This is a genomic window from Luteitalea sp., from assembly GCA_009377605.1.
Taxonomy (GTDB): Bacteria; Acidobacteriota; Vicinamibacteria; order Vicinamibacterales; family Vicinamibacteraceae; genus WHTT01.
On sequence record WHTT01000104.1, the window covers coordinates 1 to 19,403 of the forward strand.

Annotated in this window: 16 protein-coding genes; 9 read left to right on the plus strand and 7 right to left on the minus strand. The window is 65.0% G+C overall.

Features of this window, described 5'->3' with window-relative positions; genetic code table 11:
- A partial coding sequence (locus tag GEV06_24300; GenBank protein ID MPZ20995.1) for a helix-turn-helix domain-containing protein occupies positions 1–692 on the plus strand: 692 nt, incomplete at its 5' end.
- Between the two features lie 167 nt (positions 693–859).
- A complete protein-coding gene (locus GEV06_24305; GenBank protein ID MPZ20996.1) occupies positions 860–3,343 on the plus strand; it encodes a PBP1A family penicillin-binding protein in 2,484 nt (827 codons plus the stop codon).
- A gap of 34 nt (positions 3,344–3,377) precedes the next feature.
- Here GEV06_24305 and GEV06_24310 read toward each other — a convergent pair whose 3' ends face one another.
- The 3 genes from GEV06_24310 to GEV06_24320 form a co-directional block, all read right to left on the minus strand.
- Positions 3,378–4,829 (minus strand): hypothetical protein, encoded by a 1,452-nt coding sequence (locus GEV06_24310; protein ID MPZ20997.1) that lies wholly within the window; start codon positions 4,827–4,829, stop codon positions 3,378–3,380.
- A 5-nt stretch (positions 4,830–4,834) separates the two neighbouring features.
- Positions 4,835–5,812 carry a TIM barrel protein gene (locus GEV06_24315; GenBank protein MPZ20998.1) on the minus strand — a complete coding sequence of 326 codons (978 nt, stop codon included), beginning with the start codon at positions 5,810–5,812 and terminating at the stop codon, positions 4,835–4,837.
- A 107-nt stretch (positions 5,813–5,919) separates the two neighbouring features.
- A complete protein-coding gene (locus GEV06_24320; protein ID MPZ20999.1) occupies positions 5,920–7,293 on the minus strand; it encodes a hypothetical protein in 1,374 nt (457 codons plus the stop codon).
- A gap of 340 nt (positions 7,294–7,633) precedes the next feature.
- On the opposite strand from GEV06_24320, the gene GEV06_24325 reads away from it, so the two are divergent.
- Genes GEV06_24325 through GEV06_24345 form a run of 5 tightly spaced genes read left to right on the plus strand, consistent with a single transcriptional unit; the run spans position 7,634 to position 13,401 of the window.
- Positions 7,634–8,968 (plus strand): radical SAM protein, encoded by a 1,335-nt coding sequence (locus tag GEV06_24325; GenBank protein MPZ21000.1) that lies wholly within the window; start codon positions 7,634–7,636, stop codon positions 8,966–8,968.
- Positions 8,968–9,564: a hypothetical protein gene (locus tag GEV06_24330; protein MPZ21001.1), complete on the plus strand. Its 597-nt coding sequence runs from the start codon at positions 8,968–8,970 to the stop codon at positions 9,562–9,564. Before GEV06_24325 ends, GEV06_24330 begins: the two co-directional genes overlap by 1 nt.
- Positions 9,565–9,613: 49 nt before the next feature.
- A complete protein-coding gene (locus tag GEV06_24335) occupies positions 9,614–10,957 on the plus strand; it encodes an FAD-dependent oxidoreductase (protein MPZ21002.1) in 1,344 nt (447 codons plus the stop codon).
- A 14-nt stretch (positions 10,958–10,971) separates the two neighbouring features.
- Positions 10,972–12,273 (plus strand): AMP-binding protein, encoded by a 1,302-nt coding sequence (locus GEV06_24340; protein MPZ21003.1) that lies wholly within the window; start codon positions 10,972–10,974, stop codon positions 12,271–12,273.
- Between the two features lie 24 nt (positions 12,274–12,297).
- A complete protein-coding gene (locus tag GEV06_24345; GenBank protein ID MPZ21004.1) occupies positions 12,298–13,401 on the plus strand; it encodes an AAA family ATPase in 1,104 nt (367 codons plus the stop codon).
- 13 nt (positions 13,402–13,414) lie between these two features.
- Here GEV06_24345 and proC read toward each other — a convergent pair whose 3' ends face one another.
- The gene (proC, locus tag GEV06_24350; protein MPZ21005.1) at positions 13,415–14,233 is read right to left on the minus strand and encodes a pyrroline-5-carboxylate reductase; all 819 of its coding nucleotides are present in this window, start codon (positions 14,231–14,233) and stop codon (positions 13,415–13,417) included.
- Positions 14,234–14,329: 96 nt separating this feature from the next.
- On the opposite strand from proC, the gene pdxA reads away from it, so the two are divergent.
- Together pdxA and smpB are read left to right on the plus strand one after the other, a co-directional pair.
- Positions 14,330–15,280, plus strand: coding sequence for a 4-hydroxythreonine-4-phosphate dehydrogenase PdxA (gene pdxA, locus GEV06_24355; GenBank protein MPZ21006.1), 951 nt, complete (start codon positions 14,330–14,332; stop codon positions 15,278–15,280).
- A 60-nt stretch (positions 15,281–15,340) separates the two neighbouring features.
- On the plus strand, positions 15,341–15,793 hold the full coding sequence (gene smpB, locus GEV06_24360) for an SsrA-binding protein SmpB (protein ID MPZ21007.1): 453 nt from the start codon (positions 15,341–15,343) through the stop codon (positions 15,791–15,793).
- 1 nt (position 15,794) lies between these two features.
- On the opposite strand, the gene GEV06_24365 is transcribed toward smpB, so the two are convergent.
- The 3 genes from GEV06_24365 to GEV06_24375 are packed head-to-tail and all read right to left on the minus strand — an operon-like array spanning position 15,795 to position 19,305.
- Positions 15,795–17,360, minus strand: coding sequence for an exopolysaccharide biosynthesis polyprenyl glycosylphosphotransferase (locus tag GEV06_24365; protein MPZ21008.1), 1,566 nt, complete (start codon positions 17,358–17,360; stop codon positions 15,795–15,797).
- The gene (locus GEV06_24370; GenBank protein MPZ21009.1) at positions 17,228–18,337 is read right to left on the minus strand and encodes a DUF1972 domain-containing protein; all 1,110 of its coding nucleotides are present in this window, start codon (positions 18,335–18,337) and stop codon (positions 17,228–17,230) included. The genes GEV06_24365 and GEV06_24370 overlap by 133 nt, the downstream gene beginning before the upstream one ends.
- 14 nt (positions 18,338–18,351) lie before the next feature.
- A complete protein-coding gene (locus GEV06_24375; GenBank protein MPZ21010.1) occupies positions 18,352–19,305 on the minus strand; it encodes a glycosyltransferase in 954 nt (317 codons plus the stop codon).
- Positions 19,306–19,403: the final 98 nt, after the last annotated feature.

Sequence of the window (19,403 nt, forward strand, 5' to 3'; positions counted from 1 at the left end):
CCAGGACGCCACGCAGAGAAGCAGAGCCACCCACGGAAGAAGAGCTCCGGCGACGGCAGGAAATCCAGGAGATCAAGGATCTCTTCGCGAGGTCCTTCATAGCATTGCGCAAGCGACGTGGCTTCAGGAGCCGCGAGGCGCTGGCCGATAACGCTGGCGTCAACAAGGAGAGCCTGGGACGACTCGAGCGTGGCGAAGGGAACAGCAGGCTCGAAACACTCATCCGTGCGTCGCTTGCGATGGAACTTTCGTTGGCAGAGCTGTTCGAGGCGATGGGGCAGAGGGAGCGCCAAGGCCGGCAGCTCACCGTGCAAGAGCGGCAGGAGGCGGTGACGGGCCTGTTACTCGCTCTGGAAGCCTTCACCGGTAGAGCAAGTGGAGAGCTGACCGCGCGTGGGATCGAGCGCTCGACATTACAGCCGCCGGTATCGCACATGCGCTATCCGAAACCGCGGCCGACTGCAAAGGCGCTAGAGCCTTCGCAGTCAGGACGGTCAACCCTGTCACCACCGGCGCCCGAGCGTGGAAAGTTTCCCAAAGGTGCAAAGCCTCGCAAGGCCGAGAAGTCTCCCGAGGCTGCAAAGTCCACCAAGCGTGCAACGGCTCGCAAGGACGCAGAGTCCCGCAAAGGCGCAAAGTCTCCGAAGAGCGGAAAGTCCCGAGAGCAGCGACAGGGTCGTCGGAAGCCCTGAACGATCACCGATCCCTCACCATCCCCTTCCGCCTCGTCCGTGACGATGCAGCTCCCCACACGAGCGCGCGCCAGCCATTCTTCCGCAGCGCAGTGACGTATCATTAAAGCATCGAGGTGAGGCTGCGCTCGCACAGCTCAGCTTCGACGAAAGTGAGGAAAGACCCTATGCGCACACGCGTCGTGAACCGCCTGCGGGATTTCGGACACGGCGCATGGGCCGGCCGCGTCCGCTACCTCTTCGAAGGCCGTCCCGGCGTGGCATTCGTCTCGGTGCTTCTGGTCTCCCTGATGGTCTGGGGCGCATTTGGTGCGCTCGCCTGGCTCGCCTGGGATGTCCAGCGTGCTCTGCCCGGTCGCGACGAGCTGGGAAACATCGGCGAGATGGCCCAAACGACGGTCATCTACGACATGGATGACGAGCCGGCGTTCGCGATCTTTCGTGAGCGTCGCATGGACGTGCCGATCGAGAAGGTCTCGCCTCATGTGATCAAAGCCACGATCGCCATCGAAGATCAGCGATTCTTCAAACACGCGGGCGTTGACCTGGTCCGCATTGCCGGTGCCGCCGTCTACAACCTTCGCACGGGACGACGATGGCAAGGCGGCAGCACGATTACACAGCAGCTCGCGCGTCAGAGCTTTCTTACGCTCGATAGAACCCTTCGACGCAAGATCAAGGAAGCGCTCCTCGCGCTTTCACTCGAGCAGACGTTCAGCAAGGAGAAGATTCTCGAGCTGTACTTGAACAAGGTGTACTACGGCGACGGCTACTACGGGGTAGAGGCCGCGTCGCGCGGCTTCTTCGGTAAGCCCGCCTCTGACGTCACGGTCGCCGAGGCGGCGCTGCTCGCTGGTCTCGTCAAGTCCCCGTCGACCTACGCCCCGACGATCAACCGCGAGAAAGCCGTGGCACGTCGCAATGTGGTGCTGCAGGCGATGCGCGAAAGCGGCGCCATCGATGAGTCGCAACACAAGCAGGCGCTCCACGAGCTCGTCTTTCTGGAGAATGGTCTCCACCTCGATGAAGGCTTTGGCCAGTACTTCAAGCGACAAGTGCAGCGTGAGCTGGTCCAGCGTTTCGGATGGGAGCGCGTCTCCGAAGGTGGGCTGAAGGTCTACACCACGCTCGATACGCCGTTGCAGCGTGAGGCGGAGAAGCTGCTGGAGCAGGAGCTGGCACGTCTCGAGCGCCGGCCTGGCTATGAGCACCCGCCGCGGAGCGCGAGGAACGCCGACGACGGAGAGGCCCCCGACTATCTCCAGGGAGCGTTGGTTACCATCGATCCAAGATATGGAGCCGTACGTGCAATGGTCGGCGGCCGCCAATTCAAGGAGAGCCGTTTCAATCGTGCTGTGCAGGCGAGACGGCAACCTGGATCCGCGTTCAAGCCCTTCGTGTACGCGGCCGCCATCGAAGAGGGGTACTCGCCGACGACGATGCTGACGGATCTGGACGACCCCGTGCTCACGCCGGAAGGCGACTGGGTGCCAGAGGACGAGCACGCCGAAACGGCCGAGATGACGATGCGGATCGCGTTACGGACGTCGAGCAACCGTGCGGCGGTGCGGATGTTGCGCACGGTCGGGCTCGGCACGGCAATGACGCACATCTCGCACTTGGGCTTCGGCAAGCTGCCGAGCGTACCGTCCATCGTTTTGGGAGCAGGCGAGGTCACCCTCGAGGCCATGACAGCCGCCTACGCCGCGTTCGCGAACGGCGGGTTGCTCTACGAACCGACTGTCATTCGCCGCATCGAGGACCGCGAGGGCAACGTGCTCTACGAGGCCCGGCCACGATCCGCCCGCGTCTTCTCCGAGGAGACGGCCTTCATCGTGGCGAACATGCTCCAGGACGTGCTCAACAGAGGGACGGCCTGGCGCGTGCGTCAGCTGGGCTTCCGGCTGCCCGCCGCCGGCAAGACCGGCACCACCAACAACTACAACGACGCCTGGTTCGTCGGCTTCACGCCCCACCTCGCAACGGGCGTTTGGGTGGGCTTCGATCACCCCCGCCAAATCATAGCGAACGGCTACGCTGCAGAAATCGCCGCGCCGCTGTGGGCAACGATCATGAAGGCCGCGACGCGTGACGAGGAGGCCGAGTGGCTCGAGCGGCCGGCGGGCGTCGTGGGCGCTGATGTCTGCCGTGTCTCTGGCAAGCGCGCGGCCGAAGGCTGCCAGTACGTCGACGTCGTTTTGCCGGACGGCAACTTCGACGTGAAGTCGATGGTTTACACCGAGTACTTCCGCCGCGGCTCCGAGCCGACCGAAACGTGCGACCTGCACACACGGCCCGACTTCCTCGAGCGCATGGCCGGTTGGCTTGGTCGCGATCAGCCAGACGGGAAGCCCGCGCAGGCGGGCCTCCCGCCGACGGGCGTCCAACCACCGCCTCCGTCACCCGATGGCACGACAGAAGGTGCATCAGAAGACGCCCGCGACGAGGAGCCGGAAGGTGAAGCCGCACGCGCCGAGGCAAAGCCTGCGGATGAGGAGGTCGAGCCAGCGAAGCCGAAGAAGAAGCGCGGCTTCTGGTCGCGGCTGTTCGGTCGCCGTGGCGACGACGACAAGGATCAGAAGGACGACAAAGAACCGGAGAACCGCGAGCGCCGAAAACCTCCACGTCCCGAGGATCAGCCGCACCCGTGACGGTTGTATTGCGCGTACGGAGGATGTCCACGCTCTACAAGGTCGTGCGTGGCGGCAGGCTCAGACCGGGCCGGTTCAATGTAGAAGTATTCACGGTGCCGTCCGTGATCTCGAACAGGCCCGGGTAGCGATCCTCCCACCCCTTGCTGGCAACCGGCACATACTGACGAGCGTTCGCTTCGATACCCGCAACCGTCGGCACGTGCGCCGACAAGCCAGCCGATAACACCAGCGACGCCCCCGGACAGGTCAGGTCCTGAACGCACAGGAACATGTTGCGCTCCTGGATGGCGGCGCCGAGCAGAAGCGCTTGGCTCTGGCCTTTGCAGGCCTTGAGCGCCGCGCCGGAGTATCCCATCTCGCCCGCCAAGCGGAGACTGTCGTAATCCGTGAGCGACTCGTCGATGACCACCGGCTTGATCTTGGCGGCTTCGTGCATCACGTTCTCACGATGCGCCGCGAGATCTCGTGCGGTCGGCTGTTCGATGTACTGGATGCGTGTGAAGCCTTCCGGCGCCTTCTCCTTAATGCGACGTATGAAGGCCAAGAGGTATTCCACGTTCGGGCATTGTTCGTTGAAGTCGAGAGAGTAGAACCATTTGGCGACGCCACGCTCGCGCTGTGTCGTCGCGGTCACACGGTCGACGTGGAGCACACGCTCGACGTCCCACTCGAGGTCGCTGCCATTCAACTTGATCTTGAAGTGCGTCAAGCCGTTCGCGCGAGTCCACTCGGGCAGCGTCTCTGGCAGCCCATCGCCAATCCGCTCGGTGATGTCGCTCTCCTCGATGGGATCGAGCGCGCCAACGGCGTGATACAACGCCATACGCCGTTGCGGCGTTCGGCGCACGTACTCCTCAAGATAACGGCCGGTGAAGCGGTCCCCCAAGTAATGGCCGACGTCGTGCGTCATGTGCTCCGGCCCATACATGCCGTAGACACTCCGTCCGTAGGCCTTGCCGAGGCCGTCGTGGAGCGCGGCATCGAATGGGCTGACAACGACGAGGGTACAGAGCTTTGGAATGGGCTCCGCCAGATCCTGCGCGGCTGTGACCGCATCGGCAGCCTTGAGATACTCGGGCTCGAGGGTCCAGGTGATGTCCACCGGGTGCTGTTGTTCCTTGTAGGCCGCCAGCAAGTCGCGCACCCGCGACGCCAGCGCCTTCATGGCGTTCAGCGTCTGGTCGTAGCTCAGAGTCTTTGACGGAAAGGACCACACATTCCCGAGCGGCATCGAGCCCCAGCCATGCGCGACCTTACCGTCCCGCGTGCGAACGCGGCACAACACGTCGAGAATCGTGATGCGATCAGTAGCCGTACCGCCGAACTTATAGGGCGTGCGATAGAGATAATCTTGGTACCTGAATTGAACGTCCTCGACTCGAATGTCCGAGGGCTTTCCGGCCGCGCGACGCAGGCAAGCAGGCGCCAGCGCAACTCCGGCGAGCGCGGCCGTCGATCCAAGAAACTCTCGCCGAGTGTGCATCGCCCTCATCCCCGATATGCCTCCTCCATCTGCCCCTTCACGAATGCCAGATCACGACGAGCGGCTTCGATCATGCCGTCGCGTCGGGATGCGGGCGTCGCGCCATCGATGTCGTACTCGATGTGCATCGACACGGGGCCCTGGTAGTCCGCCTGCGCGAGCATTCGACAGAACGCGGGCCAGTCCACCATGCCCTCGCCCAGCGGACAATGCCCGTCACGCCATCGGCCCTTCTCATCCTTCCGCCACACGCAGTCCTTGACAGCAATCATTCGCAGCCGCGGCATGGCCAGCGCGGCGGCAAGTTGCCAGCCGATACGGCCTCCCTCGATAACCGCATGTCTTATGTCGAAGTAGACGCCAACTACCTGCGCGTCCAGCTTCTCGATTTCCGGTAGAAAGTCGAGCGTTGGTCCACCCACGTAGCCTGCATGGGTGTGATAGCCAACAACCATGTCGTAGCGGCGGCCGAGGTCGGCCAAGGATGCGAGCTGGCGCCCCGCATCCGCCAGCTCTCGCGGCACGTCTTTCAGGCTGTATTTGTAGTAGCCAGGCTTGAGGAGGCGCACGCCGCCTTTGCTCGCCGCCTCGAAGGTGGGCACGGCCGCCGGATCCTCTGCCGAGAGCAGGCTCGTGGTCACCATCGGGACCGGCACGCCAGACGCCGCAATGGCCTCGATCGCGCGCGGCAGATCCGTGGCGACGCGCTCTGGCAGCACGTGTCCCTCGGGCCGCACGGTGAGGTCGACGCCATCGAAGCCCGCCTCTTTCACCGTGCGGCCAAGCTCGCCCCATGCCAAGTCGGGGAGATGCTTGGAAAAGAAGCAATAGGGTCCGCGAAAGCTTTCGGCGGGAGACGCACGCTCGGCGACGCCGCTGTTCGCCCCGGACAGTCGCCCGCTGCCGAGCGCGGTCGTCAGACCAGTGCTCAGCCCCAGGCCGAGCGCAGTCTTCTGAAAATCCCGTCGTGTGACCTGCCCCATCGCCTTCCTCCTAGTGGTATGACCGCCTATCGTATCGCAGACCGGTGGCGGGCGGCCGCCTCGGCGAGGCGGCCCTACCTGAGGGCGCCCTACTTGGGCGCCCTAACCTAGCGCCACACGCCTCGTGTCGTGCGCGTGGCAGGCGCACGCGGCGCGACGATGCGCGGTGAACCCCACACGCATGCATCGTTCACCGGGTTGTTTGCGCGGCCGGGGTCCGTGCGCAGGACGAAGTCGACGGTGCGTCCTGCCCAGGGCCGCAGATCGAGACGCACGGGGAACCAGCGCCGCTGCTCCGGCACGATGAACGGCGCCAGCTCCAGCCTCGCCAGCTCGGACCGCCTGTGCCGATCGATGATCTCGACGATGAAGATCGCGCCGTCGGTGGGCATGGTCCAGGTGTGCGGAGCGAGGCCAATATCGGCAACAAATGTGGCCTCGGGCGGTACTTGTAGCCTCCAGGTCGCGACACTGGGCGGGAGCTCGAGCAGCGCCGGCTTGCGCTCATCGCGAATCGTCACCGGGGTGAGCGCGAATGCGAGGTGTAACTGACCGAGGTCTGTTTCCTTCCGCGCTTCAGAAAAGCGATCGAGCAGGTTGATCACCTCGTCGTTCGGTGTCGGCCAGCCGGCGGTGCCCACCAGAGGGACCAACACCGCTGCGAACCAGCGCTTCGCCGCTGAGGCGCGCCTTCGGGAGAGCTGAACGGGCATTGGCGCCTGGCGCGGGTGGGTGTCCGCCCTTCGATCCGTCCCGCGGCTCGTGCCATCCAGGGTGTGGCGCGCTTGCTCCGGCCGAGCGCCGTTGGCACGGGCAATCGCCAAGAAACAGGCATACGCGAGCGCTGTGTTCCAGATGAGAAAGAGCGCGCTTGCAAACCACCAGGTGCGGAGCCACCAGGGGCCAAGCGGCATGATCTGATCGAGCAGCCAAGGGACCGTGGCGTAACGTGCCGAGGTTTCGAAGACGAGGTCGCCCCATTGCTCGCGGCCGTCAACGAACAGCTGACCTCCGTCATACTCGTCCGTGAGAGCGGCGACGAGGGCGATTGGGCGCTCCGCGGGCGTGCTCGGTGCGCGCACGCGAAGGCGGAAGTGCCGCCCGCGCGAGGGCACGATGGAGGGGAAGCTGAGGCGGAATGCTTGGTCGGCGACGACCTCTTCCGCAGGGTGCGCGACGCGATAGACCAATCGGTCCCGACCGGCGACGACGTCGTACAGCTCGAAGACAACATCTCCAGCGACGTCCCCTCGTCTCGGTCGGGCGTGCACGCTGATGCCGTCGAACCCGTCGGCGTCGATCCTGAAGGTCTGTGCGACCTCCCGGCGGCCACTGATGTCGTCAATGAGCGTCGTGCGCCCGCGGGCCGGCGAGACGCGAGGCGTGCCGTGCTGAACGAAGAACAGCCGGGAGATTTCGTAGCCGAAGATCGAGCCGAAGAGCAGCAAGAACGCCGCCATCCGGCGCCTGTCGTGCCACATGGGCGAGGAGAGTGTAACACTTGGGGGCGATCCGCGAGGGCGGGGGGGAACCGGTACAAGGGATCAAGGGATCAAGGGATCAAGGGGTCAAGGGATCAAGGGGTAAGGGGTAAAGGGATCTAGGGGGCAAGGGGTAAAGGGATCTAGGGCAAGGTTCAGTGTCGGTAGGGCGTTCGCCGAACGCGCCGTCCGGACGCCTCGGTGAGATGACCGCCGCCGAAGCGAGGCGGCCCTCCCTTGATCCCTTGACCCCTTGATCCCTTGATCCCTTGATCCCTTGACCCCTTGACCCCTTGACCCCTTGACCCCTTGACCCCTTGTCCCTTGCTATAGTGACTAGATGAGCGAGTCCACCCACACGGCGCTTGCCGAGGAGACCGAGGTCGGCAGCTATTTCGTCGCGAACTACCCGCCGTTTTCGGTGTGGTCGCACGAGGCGGTCGAGGCGGATGCCATACCGGCGCTGAGTGCGGCCCCGGCCGAAGGTGTGCCACTCGGCCTCTACCTGCACATCCCGTTTTGCCGGAAGCGGTGTCACTTTTGTTACTTCCGTGTGTACACCGACAAGAACGCCAGGGATGTCGCCGAGTACCTCGACGCGCTGGCCCGTGAATGGGAGATCTACGCTCGGCTTCCCGCCATTGCCAATCGCACGCTCAACTTCGTGTACTTCGGCGGCGGGACCCCCTCGTTTCTGTCGACGCGCCAGCTCCAAGGGCTGGTCGATCGGCTGACGGCCGTGGCTGGCTGGCGCGAGGCGGAGGAGATCACCTTCGAGTGCGAGCCTGGAACGCTGACCGAGAGCAAGCTGTCTGCAATTCGGCAGCTGGGCGTGACGCGACTGAGCCTCGGCGTGGAGAGCTTCGAGGATCGTGTGCTGGAGCTGAACGGGCGGGCGCATCGCTCGCCGGAGATCAACCGGGCATATCAGTTCGCCCGCGCGCTCCAGTTTCCACAGCTCAATATCGATCTCATTGCCGGGATGTTGGGCGAGACCAACGAGACCTGGCGCGCGGCGGTGAGGAAGACGCTCGATCTCGAACCGGACAGCGTCACGATTTACCAGATGGAGCTGCCGTACAACACGACGATCAGCCGTGACCTCTTGAAGGGGAGCGGTCAATTCGCCGAGCACGTGGCGAACTGGTCGACCAAACGCCGTTGGGTCGACGAGGCGTTCGAAGTGCTCGAGCGCGCCGGTTATCACGTTGGCAGTGCCTACACAGCCGTCAAGGATCCAACGCGCACGAAGTTCATCTACCGCGACCGGCTCTGGCAGGGGGCCGACTTGGCTGGCTTGGGCGTTGCGTCGTTCGGTCACATCAACGGCGTCCACCTGCAGAATGTCGATACGTGGGAGTCGTACACCAACGTGATTCAGCGTGGAGAGGTGCCGCTCAGTCGTGCCTATCGTCCAAGCGACGAGGAGCGGATGATTCGTGAGCTGGTGCTGCAGCTCAAGCGAGGCTGGATCCGGCCGGCGTACTTCGCGGGCAAGTACGACGTGAACGTGCTCGAGCGGTTTCACGATCAGCTGGCGTCGCTGGCTGCCGAAGGCCATGTGCAGACGGTCGGCGAGGAGGTCGTGGCGTTGTCACGCAAGGGACTGCTGCGTGTCGATGCGTTGCTTCAGAGGTTCTTCCTGCCACAACACGCCGGAATTCGTTACACCTGATGACTCTTAGGAGATCGACACGTCCGCAGCCGCCGCGGGTGGCGGCGAGACGCCGCGACCCCGCTTCGAGCAACGGCATCCTCTACCCTCTCGACGTCGTTTACGCGCGGGCAGGACTCGCCAAGCCAAAGGTGGAGGTGGTCTCATCTGACGAGATTCCCCCTCCCTACCGCTCGATGCTGGTTCACGAGAGCGACATGACGGTGACGCTCGAGCGGCGCTTTGGTGGCCCGCTTCTCCTGCGCCCGCTCTCGACGTTTTCGGCCCGCGGGTCGTACTTCCGTCGCGTGCTGCTCGTGCAGGAGTATTCTGGGCGGCCCGTCGAAATGGGCGCGATTCGCATACAGCTGGGTGCGTTCAGGCCGCGTGTCCGCGCCGAGATCCTCCGCAACGAGGTTCCACTCGGGCGCATTCTGCGCAGACGAGGCGTCGACTTCAAGAGCCGAGCCCGGGTGTTTCTCGCGGTCACGCCGAATCCCGAGATGATGGGCGTCTTCTGGATGCGCGAGCCGCGAACACTGTATGGGCGGCGGACCGACGTGCTCCTCGGCGGCGCGAAGATCGGCGACATCGTCGAGGTCCTGCCGCTCGTTTGAGGCGGCGAGTGGACGAATTCGGTTCGAGACCGTCTGATACGATAGAGCAATGTCGGGGCAGCAGACGAGTGTCACCAACGGCGTGGATGTGATCGTGATCGGCGGTGGTCCTGCAGGATCGACCGTGTCCACGTTGATCGCACGGCAGGGGCATCGCGTACAGCTCTTCGAGCGGGAACGCTTTCCGCGCTTTCATATCGGCGAGTCGCTGATCCCAGAGACCTACTGGGTGCTCGAGCGTCTGGGCATGCTGCCGAAGATGCAGCAGAGCCCCTTCGTCAAGAAATACAGCGTGCAGTTTGTGAGCGCCAACGGTAAGCAGTCGGCACCGTTCTACTTCTGGGACAACAAACCGCACGAATGCTCACAGACGTGGCAGGTCGTGCGCAGCGAGTTCGACCAGATGATGCTGGTGCACGCCCGCGAGCAGGGCGTCGATGTACGCGAGGGCGTCCACGTGCTCGAGGTGCTGTTCGAGGAGGATCGCGCGGTTGGGGTCAAGATTCGTGACGAGGATGGCTCCCGGCGCGAGATCCGTGCGAAGGTGGTCGTCGACGCGAGCGGCCAGAGTGCGCTGCTGCAGAACCGCTTGAAGCTTCGTGTCTGGGACCCTGTCCTCAACAAGGGCGCCATCTGGACCTACTGGGAGGGCGCCTATCGCGACACGGGCCGCGACGAGGGCGCCACGCTGGTGCTGCAGACGGCAACGAAGAATGGGTGGTTCTGGTACATCCCGTTGCACGACAACGTCGTCAGCGTCGGCGTCGTGGCACCGTTCGACCATCTGTTCAAGGGAAGGACGAGCCACGAGCAAACCTATCAAGAAGAGGTCGAACGTTGCAGTGCCGTCAAAGAGCGCGTGTCGTCCGCGCGCCGTATGACCGGGTACTTTGCGACGAGAGATTACTCGTACCGAGCCAAGGCCGTTGCCGGCGATGGTTGGGTCCTGGTGGGTGACGCCTTTGGGTTTCTCGATCCGCTGTACTCCTCTGGCGTTCTCTTGGCGCTGCGATCGGGAGAGCTTGCGGCCGATGCGGTGGCCGAAGGACTCGCGGTCGGTGACACGAGTGCGCAGCAGCTGGGTAAGTGGGGGCCGCCCTTCAATCAGGGCGTCGACCGCATGCGGCGTCTGGTGTGTGAGTACTACGACGGCTTCAGCTTCGGCGGCTTCGTCCGTCGCTACCCTGAGCTGCGCGGCACGATCACGGATCTGCTGATTGGTGACCTCTTCACCGACCGCGTAGACAACGTCTGGAAGCCGATGGAGTCGCTGTACGGGCCTGGCAAGCAGCTGGTTCCGTCCTGGGATGCTGGCCAGGACGCTGGCCGACCGACCGCAGGTTCCGAGCCGAGGTCGAATGAGTTGGTGCTTCCGGACGGAAGACGACCCTGATCTCTCCTGTCTCTATGCTGCTAGCCAGTGAAGCCAGTGACCGTCAAACGCTCGAGGCGATGCAGGCGCGACGGCTCGAGCAGTTGCTGTCCGACATCTACGGTCGCAGCCTTTTCTACACGCACAAACTGGAACAGGCAGGCATTCGGATCGAGGCACTGCAACTTCCCGCGGATCTCACGGTGCTGCCGCTGACGACCAAGGCGGAGCTGGTGAAAGATCAAAAGGAGCATCCCCCTTGGGGCACAGTGCTCACCGAGCCAGTCGAGCACTACACGCGCTATAGCCAGACATCCTCGACGACGGATCGGCCACTGAGGTGGTTGGATACGAACGCCAGTTGGCAGTGGGCGTTGGCGTGCTGGAAAGCTGTGTACCGCGGCGCTCGAGTCAGCAGCGCGGATCGCGTGTTCTTTCCTTTTTCCTTTGGGCCGTTCCTCGGCTTCTGGACGGCGTTCGACGCGGGAAGTCAGCTGGGTGCGCTGTGTGTGCCCGGCGGCGGCATGTCGAGCCAGCTCCGGCTGGCGATCATCGACGGGGTCGCCGCCACGGTCGTGTGTTGCACGCCGACCTACGCCCTTCGATTGGCGGAATCGGCGGGCGAGGGAGGGGCTGCGACGCGCGCGTTGTCGGAGAGCAGCGTGCGGGTGCTGATCGTGGCCGGCGAGCCAGGTGGCAGCATCCCGGCAACGCGCCAGCGGATCGAGGAAAGCTGGGGCGCGCGCGTGATCGATCACTACGGTCTGACCGAGGTGGGCCCGATCGGCTTCGAGTGTTGGGAAGGTCCCGGCTTCCTCCACCTCAACGAGGGCGAGTACATCTGCGAGGTGCTCGATCCGTCGACCGGTCGTGCGGTGCCGGACGGAGAGATGGGTGAGCTGGTGGTGACCAATCTGGGGCGGACGGCGAGTCCCGCCATTCGCTATCGCACCGGCGATGTCGTTGTCAGGCGCTCCGAGGCCTGCCCTTGCGGGCGAACGTGGGCGCGGCTCGAGGGCGGTGTCCTCGCACGGACCGACGATATGGTGAGCATCCGCGGCGTGAACGTCTATCCAGCCGCCATCGAGGCCGTGGTGCGCCGCTTCAGCGAGATCGTCGAGTTTCGATCCACTGTCTCGCACGGGCGGGCGATGCGATCGCTCGCGGTCGAAATCGAGCTGGGTGCAGCGACAGACGAGGCCGGGCTCGCGGGTAGGGTCTCGCGACAGCTCCAGGAGGCACTGGGCCTCACGGTCCCGGTCAGCGTGGTCGAGGCAGGTGCGCTGCCGCGGTTCGACATGAAAGCGCGCCGTTTCGTGATGAACGATGCTCGGTGACGTCGGTTAGCGACAGAGCGCGATATGCCCTTTCGAGACATCGCTGGCCACAGCCAGATGCGCGCCTTACTCGCACGAGCGGTGCGGCAGGAAACGCTGCCGCCGACCTTGCTCTTCGCCGGTCCCAATGGCGTAGGCAAGCGAATGACGGCGGTGGCGCTCGCGCAGGCGCTCAACTGCCTGGAGCCATTCGACTCGCCTGGCGGCCCGCCTGCGGCGAGCCACCAGGCTCGCTCATGGCCGATTCCCGATTCTCGTGACGCTTGCGGGCGATGCACGGCGTGCGCACGCATCGGCCGTGGCGTACACGCCGACGTGCGGCTGCTGACACCAAACGAGCGCGGCGCAATTGCTGTGGATACTGTCCGCGAAGTGATCGACCAAGCCAACTATCGGCCATTCGAGGGCCGGCGGCGCGTCATCATTGTCGACGACGCGGATGCGATGACCGAGGCGGCACAAAATGCGCTCCTCAAGACGCTCGAGGAGCCGACGCCCTCCTCGGTCTTCGTGCTCGTGACCGGTCGTCCGGATTTGTTGCGGCCGACCGTACGATCACGCTGCCAGCGGCTCCGTTTTGGCCTGATCGACGCCGACGACATTGCTGGCTGCTTGGTGACGCAGCACGGGTTCACGTCGGCGCGGGCCCGGGCGGCGGCTGCCGTGGCGGGTGGCTGCTTCGCGCGCGCGCTGGCAGACGAGGGCGATGAGGTCACGGAGGCACGATCCGTTGCAGCGGACGTGTTGCGCGGCCTCGCTGTGAGGCCGGCGCCCCGCCTGCGCTTGGAGCTTGCGCAGCGACTCATGAGAGCGGCGGAGAGAAAGGGGCGAAGCGCGTCGCGCGGCGCGCGACCGCGCGGAGGGGGAGCCACACCCGAGCGCGAGCTCCTTGGGCGCCGCCTCGAGGCGCTGAGCGTGCTCCTGCGAGATGTCGGCGTGACCGTGAGCAGCGCGCTTCCGCAGCGGCTCGCCAATGCCGACATACAGCAACTGCTATCAGAGGCGGCGCACGGATTCGACGTCGGCCGGCTCGTGCGCGCCTACCGGACGATCGATCAAGGGCTCGTCGCCCTGGATCGCAACATCAGCCCCAAGACGGTTGCCGACTGGGTCGTGATGCAGCTGTAAAGACAGTCACTCGTTACTTCGTAAGCAGCTGCCCGGCGCGCAACGTGGACTCCACGACAGCCTTGATCAACGTGACGCGGAGGCCTCCCTCCTCGAGCGCCAGGAGCCCGTCGATGGTGCACCCGGCTGGGGTGGTGACCGCATCTTTGAGGAGCGCCGGGTGCTCGCCTGTTTCGAGGACCATCTTGGCTGCACCCAGACACGTTTGTGCCGCCAGCTCCGTCGCAATGTGACGCGGAAGGCCGACCTTCACGCCGCCCTCGGCAAGCGATTCGAGCACGACGTACACGAACGCGGTTCCGCTGGCGCCGAGCGCCGTGACGGCGTCCATGTGCTTTTCGTCGAGGACGAGCGTACGGCCGACCGCGCCAAAGAGACGCTGTGCTGTGCTGAGGTGCGCCGGAGTCGCCTGCACACCTGCGCAGAGCACTGACATGCCCGCCCGGACCAAGCTGGGGGTGTTGGGCATGGCACGCACCACCGGCACCGGCCGCGCACAGTGCCGTTCGATGAAAGTGGTCGTGGCGGAGGCGGCAATCGACACGAGGAGCTGGTTGGGCTCGAGCAGGCCGCCAATCTCGTCCAGCACCTCTTCGAGAGCCTGCGGCTTGACGGCCACGAGAATGACCTCGGCGCCCCGGATGGCCGCGCGATTGTCGGTGACCACCTCCACACCCAACCGGCGCGTGCCATCGGTGGCGGTCTCGGCGTGCCGGCTCGTCGCGATGACCTGACCGGGCTCGATCACGGCCGCGTCAACGAGCGCGCGGATCAATGTGCCGCCCATCTTGCCGGCGCCGAGCACCGCAAGCTTCGATATCCCGGTATCCACGTGTGACAAAAAACGCCTCCTTGGTCAGAGCGATCTTACTAGACGGGGAGCGGGAAAACGGGACAGCCCCCGTTTTCTTCCAGTATCATCGCGGAGATGGTACGGCCGCGAATCGGCATCACCGTGGGGGACCCTGCTGGCATCGGGCCGGAGATTGCGTTGAAGGCGGCCTCTGACACGCGTGTCCGTGAGGCTTGCGAGGTCGTCTGCTACGGACCGACGAGCGACGCGGACCTTGCGCGATTTCGGGCTGGCCAGGTGTCGGCGGAGGCGGGGCGCACGGCCTACAACGCGGTGGTCGCCGCCGTGCAAGACGCGCGCGCAGGTCGCATCGACGGGATCTCCACCGCGCCGATCAACAAAGAGGCATGGGCGCGTGCAGGCCTGCCGTGGAAGGGACACACCGATCTCCTTGGATCACTCACGGGGGCCTCGCGCGTGGCGATGATGTTCGAGTCGCCGCGATTACGGGTGGTGCTCGTCACCGTCCACGTCCCGTTGGCCGATGTGCCGCGTCTCATCACACGAGAAGTGGTCGAAGCGACCCTCGATCTCGCCGCCCGTGAGCTGCCCGCGTTCGGCTGCGAGTCGCCCCGCCTGGCGCTCGCTGGTCTCAATCCGCACGCCGGGGAGCATGGCTTGATGGGGCATGAGGAGCAAGAGGTGCTGGCGCCGGCCGTTCGCGCCTGTCGCGAGCGCGGCGTCGATGTGACAGGACCGCTTCCGGCGGATACGGTATTCGTCAGGGCGGCAAGCGGCGAGTTCGACGCCGTGGTTGCTTGCTACCATGATCAGGGGCTCATCCCGGTGAAGCTGCTCGCGTTCGGCACAGCCGTCAACGTCACGCTCGGCCTGCCGATCATTCGAACGTCCGTCGATCACGGCACGGCGTTCGATATCGCCGGTCGTGGAACGGCAGATCCATCCAGCCTGATCGAGGCGGTTTTGCTGGCGTCGCGCCTGGCAGGCAAGGGGCAAGGGGCAAGGGGCGAAGCGCAAGAGGTTCGAGGTTCAAGATTCGAGGTTCGAGGTTTGCGGGGCGGCTGACGCCGGCCGCGAGCATCGAAATCTCCAACCTTGCCCTTGCCCCTCGTCCCTGGAACTTCTATGGAGCGACCGATTGCTGACAATCGTAAGGCGCGGCACGACTACGAGCTCTTCGAGACGCTCGAGACGGGCATCGTGCTGCTGGGGACCGAGGTCAAGGCCATCCGCGAGGGACGTGTCAACCTACGCGACAGCTTCGCGCGCCTGGAAGACGGCGAAGTCTACCTCCACAACGCTCATATCAGCCCATATAGCCACCGGGGCTATGCGGCGCACGAGCCGCTGCGGCCACGCAAACTGTTACTGCACCGAGCCGAGATTCGCAGGCTCATCGGCAAGGCGGTCGAGAAGGGCTTCACGCTGGTGCCCGTGCGGATGTATTTCAAGGGCGGCCGCGTCAAGGTGGCGCTGAGTCTGGCACGCGGGAAGAAGACACACGACAAGCGAGAGTCGATCAAGCGCCGTGAGGCCGAGCGCGAGGCGCGCGCGGCGATGAGTCTGCGACGACGCTGATTTACCGTGCCCCTCGACCCCGGAGCACGGCAGGGATGGTCATGACGGCGATCTTGATGTCCAGCCAGAGCGACCAGTTGTCGATGTACTGCAGGTCGAGGCGCATCCACTCCTCGAAGGTGAGCTCGTTACGGCCGCTCACTTGCCACAAGCAGGTCAAGCCCGGCCTCATTGTCAGTCGGCGTCGCTGCCAGGGCGCGTACTGACGCACCTCTTCGACGACTGCGGGACGTGGACCGACAAAGCTCATGTCACCTTTGAGGATGTTCCAGAGCTGGGGGAGCTCGTCGAGGCTCATCCGCCTCAAGAAGCGGCCAAACGGCGTGACGCGCGGATCGTTGGCCATCTTGAACGCCGGCCCATCCATCTCGTTGAAGGGCTGGAGGTCGGGCTTGAGCGCTTCCGCATTGGTTCGCATCGACCTGAACTTCAGGAACGTGAAGGGACGACCGTGAAGGCCGCATCGCGTCTGCCTGAAGAGAATGGGCCCCTGCGACGTCACCTTGATGGCGGCGGCAATCACGACCAACAGCGGGCTCAGCAGCGTGACGAAGCTCGCGGCCAGCAGGACATCGGCGCACCGGCGCACGAAGAGCAAGAGCTCGTCTTTGGGAGCGGTACTGAACCTCAGCAGCGGCAAGCCGCCGAGCTCGTCGAAGCTCACGTCCGAGAACGATTGGGGGAGGAAGCTCACGACCAAACGTGTGGTGACGCCGAGCTCTTGAAGCTGGAGCAACACCCCTTCGAGCGCGCGCAAATCCTCGATCCGCCCCGTCGAAGGCGCAATGAGCACTTCGTCCACGACCAAGTCGCCACCGACGAGGTCGGGGATGTCGACATACGTGCCGAGCACTGGATGTTGAGAAGAGACCTCGGCAGCCGACCAGGAACCGTCCGTGACGATACCAACGACGTGAAGCCCCCACTCGCGGTGAGCGTCCACGTCGCTGGCCGCCGTCAATGCTTCCTCCCGGCCGCCTGCAACCAGCACTCGGCGGGTGCTCGTCGAGTCGAGCGCGACTGCGCGCACGATCCGTCGTCCGGCGACGACGAACAGGACATCGACCACGAGGAAGCCCATCACCAGCGGCCGGCTCACCCAATCGAGCTTCGCGACGAAGATGACGAACGCGAGCAGCAAGCCGCCGATGGCGATCGCTCGAACAATACGCGAGACCTCGGTGTGCAGTGTGCGGGCCCAGCGCCGGCCATACAGGCCGTGCGCCCGGAAAATCAACGCCCAGAGGCCCAGGATGGCGAGCAGCAGTGGAACATAGTTCCCGGGCGGTGCCAGGACGCGCTGGATCAAGTCGAAGGGATCGACCCAAGGCGCTGCGAAGCGGCGAAGGATGTACGCGGCATAGAACGCCGTCGCGGTTGCGACGAGATCGGCAACCACGTACAGTCGTGTGACGAGCCGCGCGCGCTCCGCTATCAACGGGCCCTCCCCTGGACGAGCTCCCGGCAGAGCGCCTCGTATTGATCGGTCACCTGCTCCCAGGAGAAGCGCGCGCGTGCACGCTCCAGGGCGCGGGCCCGACAGGCCGCGACCAGGTCTGGCTCGGATGCGACGCGGGTCAGCACGGCGCTCAGGGTGCCCGGCCGCGCCGCTTCGAAGTAGAGCGCTGCGTCGCCCGCCGTTTCGCGATTCTCAGGCACGTCGTTCACGATCACGCAGTTTCCGCAGCCCATGGCTTCGACCAGCGCTGGGTGGGTGCCGCCCACCTCGGTGGCGTGCACGTACGCCAGCGCGTGGCACTGCAGCTCACGGTACCCGTCGCCGTAAATTGCTCCAGCGAAGACGACGTCTGGTCCTGCCATCCCGCGTAGCTTGGCGATATATTCTCGGGCATACGGGGCGTTTCCGACAACGACCAGTTTGAGGCCCGCCAAGCCCGTGCGTTCAAAGGCCTCGATGACCGCGTGGGCATTGTTCTCCGGCTCGAGCCGGCTGACATACAGGAGATACCGATCGGACGAGAGCCCGAGCTGCGCGAGAGCAGCCGTGCCCGCCTCACGCCCTACGCGACAGCCATAGGGGATGAAGGTAGTTTCCGAGCGGTACCGCGCGTGATAGTAGGCGTCGATCACCCGCGCGTCGGTCACGACCCGGTTCGGGAGCCAGGTCGCCAGGCGTTCGGACAGGAGATACCACCCTCGTCCGGCCAGGTTCCACTTGCGGCGCCTCCGTTCGATTCCGTCGACGTTGAGCACGACACTGTAGCCGCGGGCGCGGAGGCCCGCGCAGAAGACGGCGTTGGCCGCATTGCACACGATCGCCACGTCGTAGCGCTTGGTGACCGCGTGCAGTGTCGACACCAGCGTGTGCAGGACCGTGTCGAGATACTTGTGCCGGACCGTCGGTAAGACCACGAGCTGAACGCCTTGGTAGGTCCCGAGGCTCCGATCCACGTAGTGGGACCGGCCGTACACGGTCACGTGGTGGCCTCGTGCTGCGAGCCGCGAGGCGAGCTGCTCGGCAAACGTCTCGAAGCCGCCGTAGTTGGCGGGAATGCCGCGGGTGCCGAGAATAGCGATGTGCATGCGCATGTCGACGGTCACGACCTGAACCACGCGACGATCTGGTCGTCTGCGACGCGCCGGCGTCGCATGATGGTCCGGCGCTTGGCCAGGGCGCGAGGCAGATATCGGACGACGTCGACGAGCGCCGGGATCGAGGTGTGCTCCCGCAACAGCACATAGCCGATGACTTGCGCGTCGCGCCACAGGCCGGGAGCGGCGAAGGTCAACGCATGGCCCAGCGTTTGGTTCTTGAGCCTGAGGAGGAAACGGTTGCGCACAGAGGCGCGATTGATCTCGGCGGGCAGCCGCAGTCGCCGCTCCGGTGTCACGCGCCGCCTGTGCCACGCGCGCGCCGTGGGGACGTACAAACATCGCCAGCCCAGGAGCTGGGCGCGCCAGGCGAGATCCGCATCCTCGCGGAACGCGAAGAAGTCCTCGTCGAAGTACTCGCTGCCGATGCGGACATCTTCGAGCATGCGACGACCGTAGCAGGCAGCGGCGCCCGAGGCCCCGAAGACGTATTCCACGCGGTCGTACTGACCAGTGTCCACACAATCGGCCCCGCGATCCACATGGCGCTGTGACGGCAGCATGCGAATGCCGGTCGAGTCGATGATCTGTGGATCGTCCAGCCGAAGCAGCTTGCCTGTCGCGGATCCCGCATGCGGATCTCGCTCGAGCGCGTCCACGATCGCGCTGGTGAAGGAGGGCGCCAAGACGACGTCCGGGTTGACCGCGACGTAGTACTCGCCGCGGCTGCGAGCGATGAGCGCGTTGTGTGCTGCCGAGAATCCGACGTTGGCGTCGACGTAGATCCGCTCGCCCGGCCGCGTCAGCACATCGAGCTGTGCGCGCGTGTCGTCTCTCGAGCCGTTGTCCCAGACGAGGAGCTCGGCCGCCACGCCGCCCTGCTGTCGCACCGAAGCGAGGCAGCCGGCGATGACGTCGGCAGAGTTCCAGGTAACGATGCCAAATGAGACCAATACCATCAGCCAGTAATCACGGTAACAGCCCACTAGGTAGGGCCGCCTCGCCGCCTCGCCGAGGCGGCCGTGACGGCGCGTTCACGCCTTCGCGCTCCGCGCTC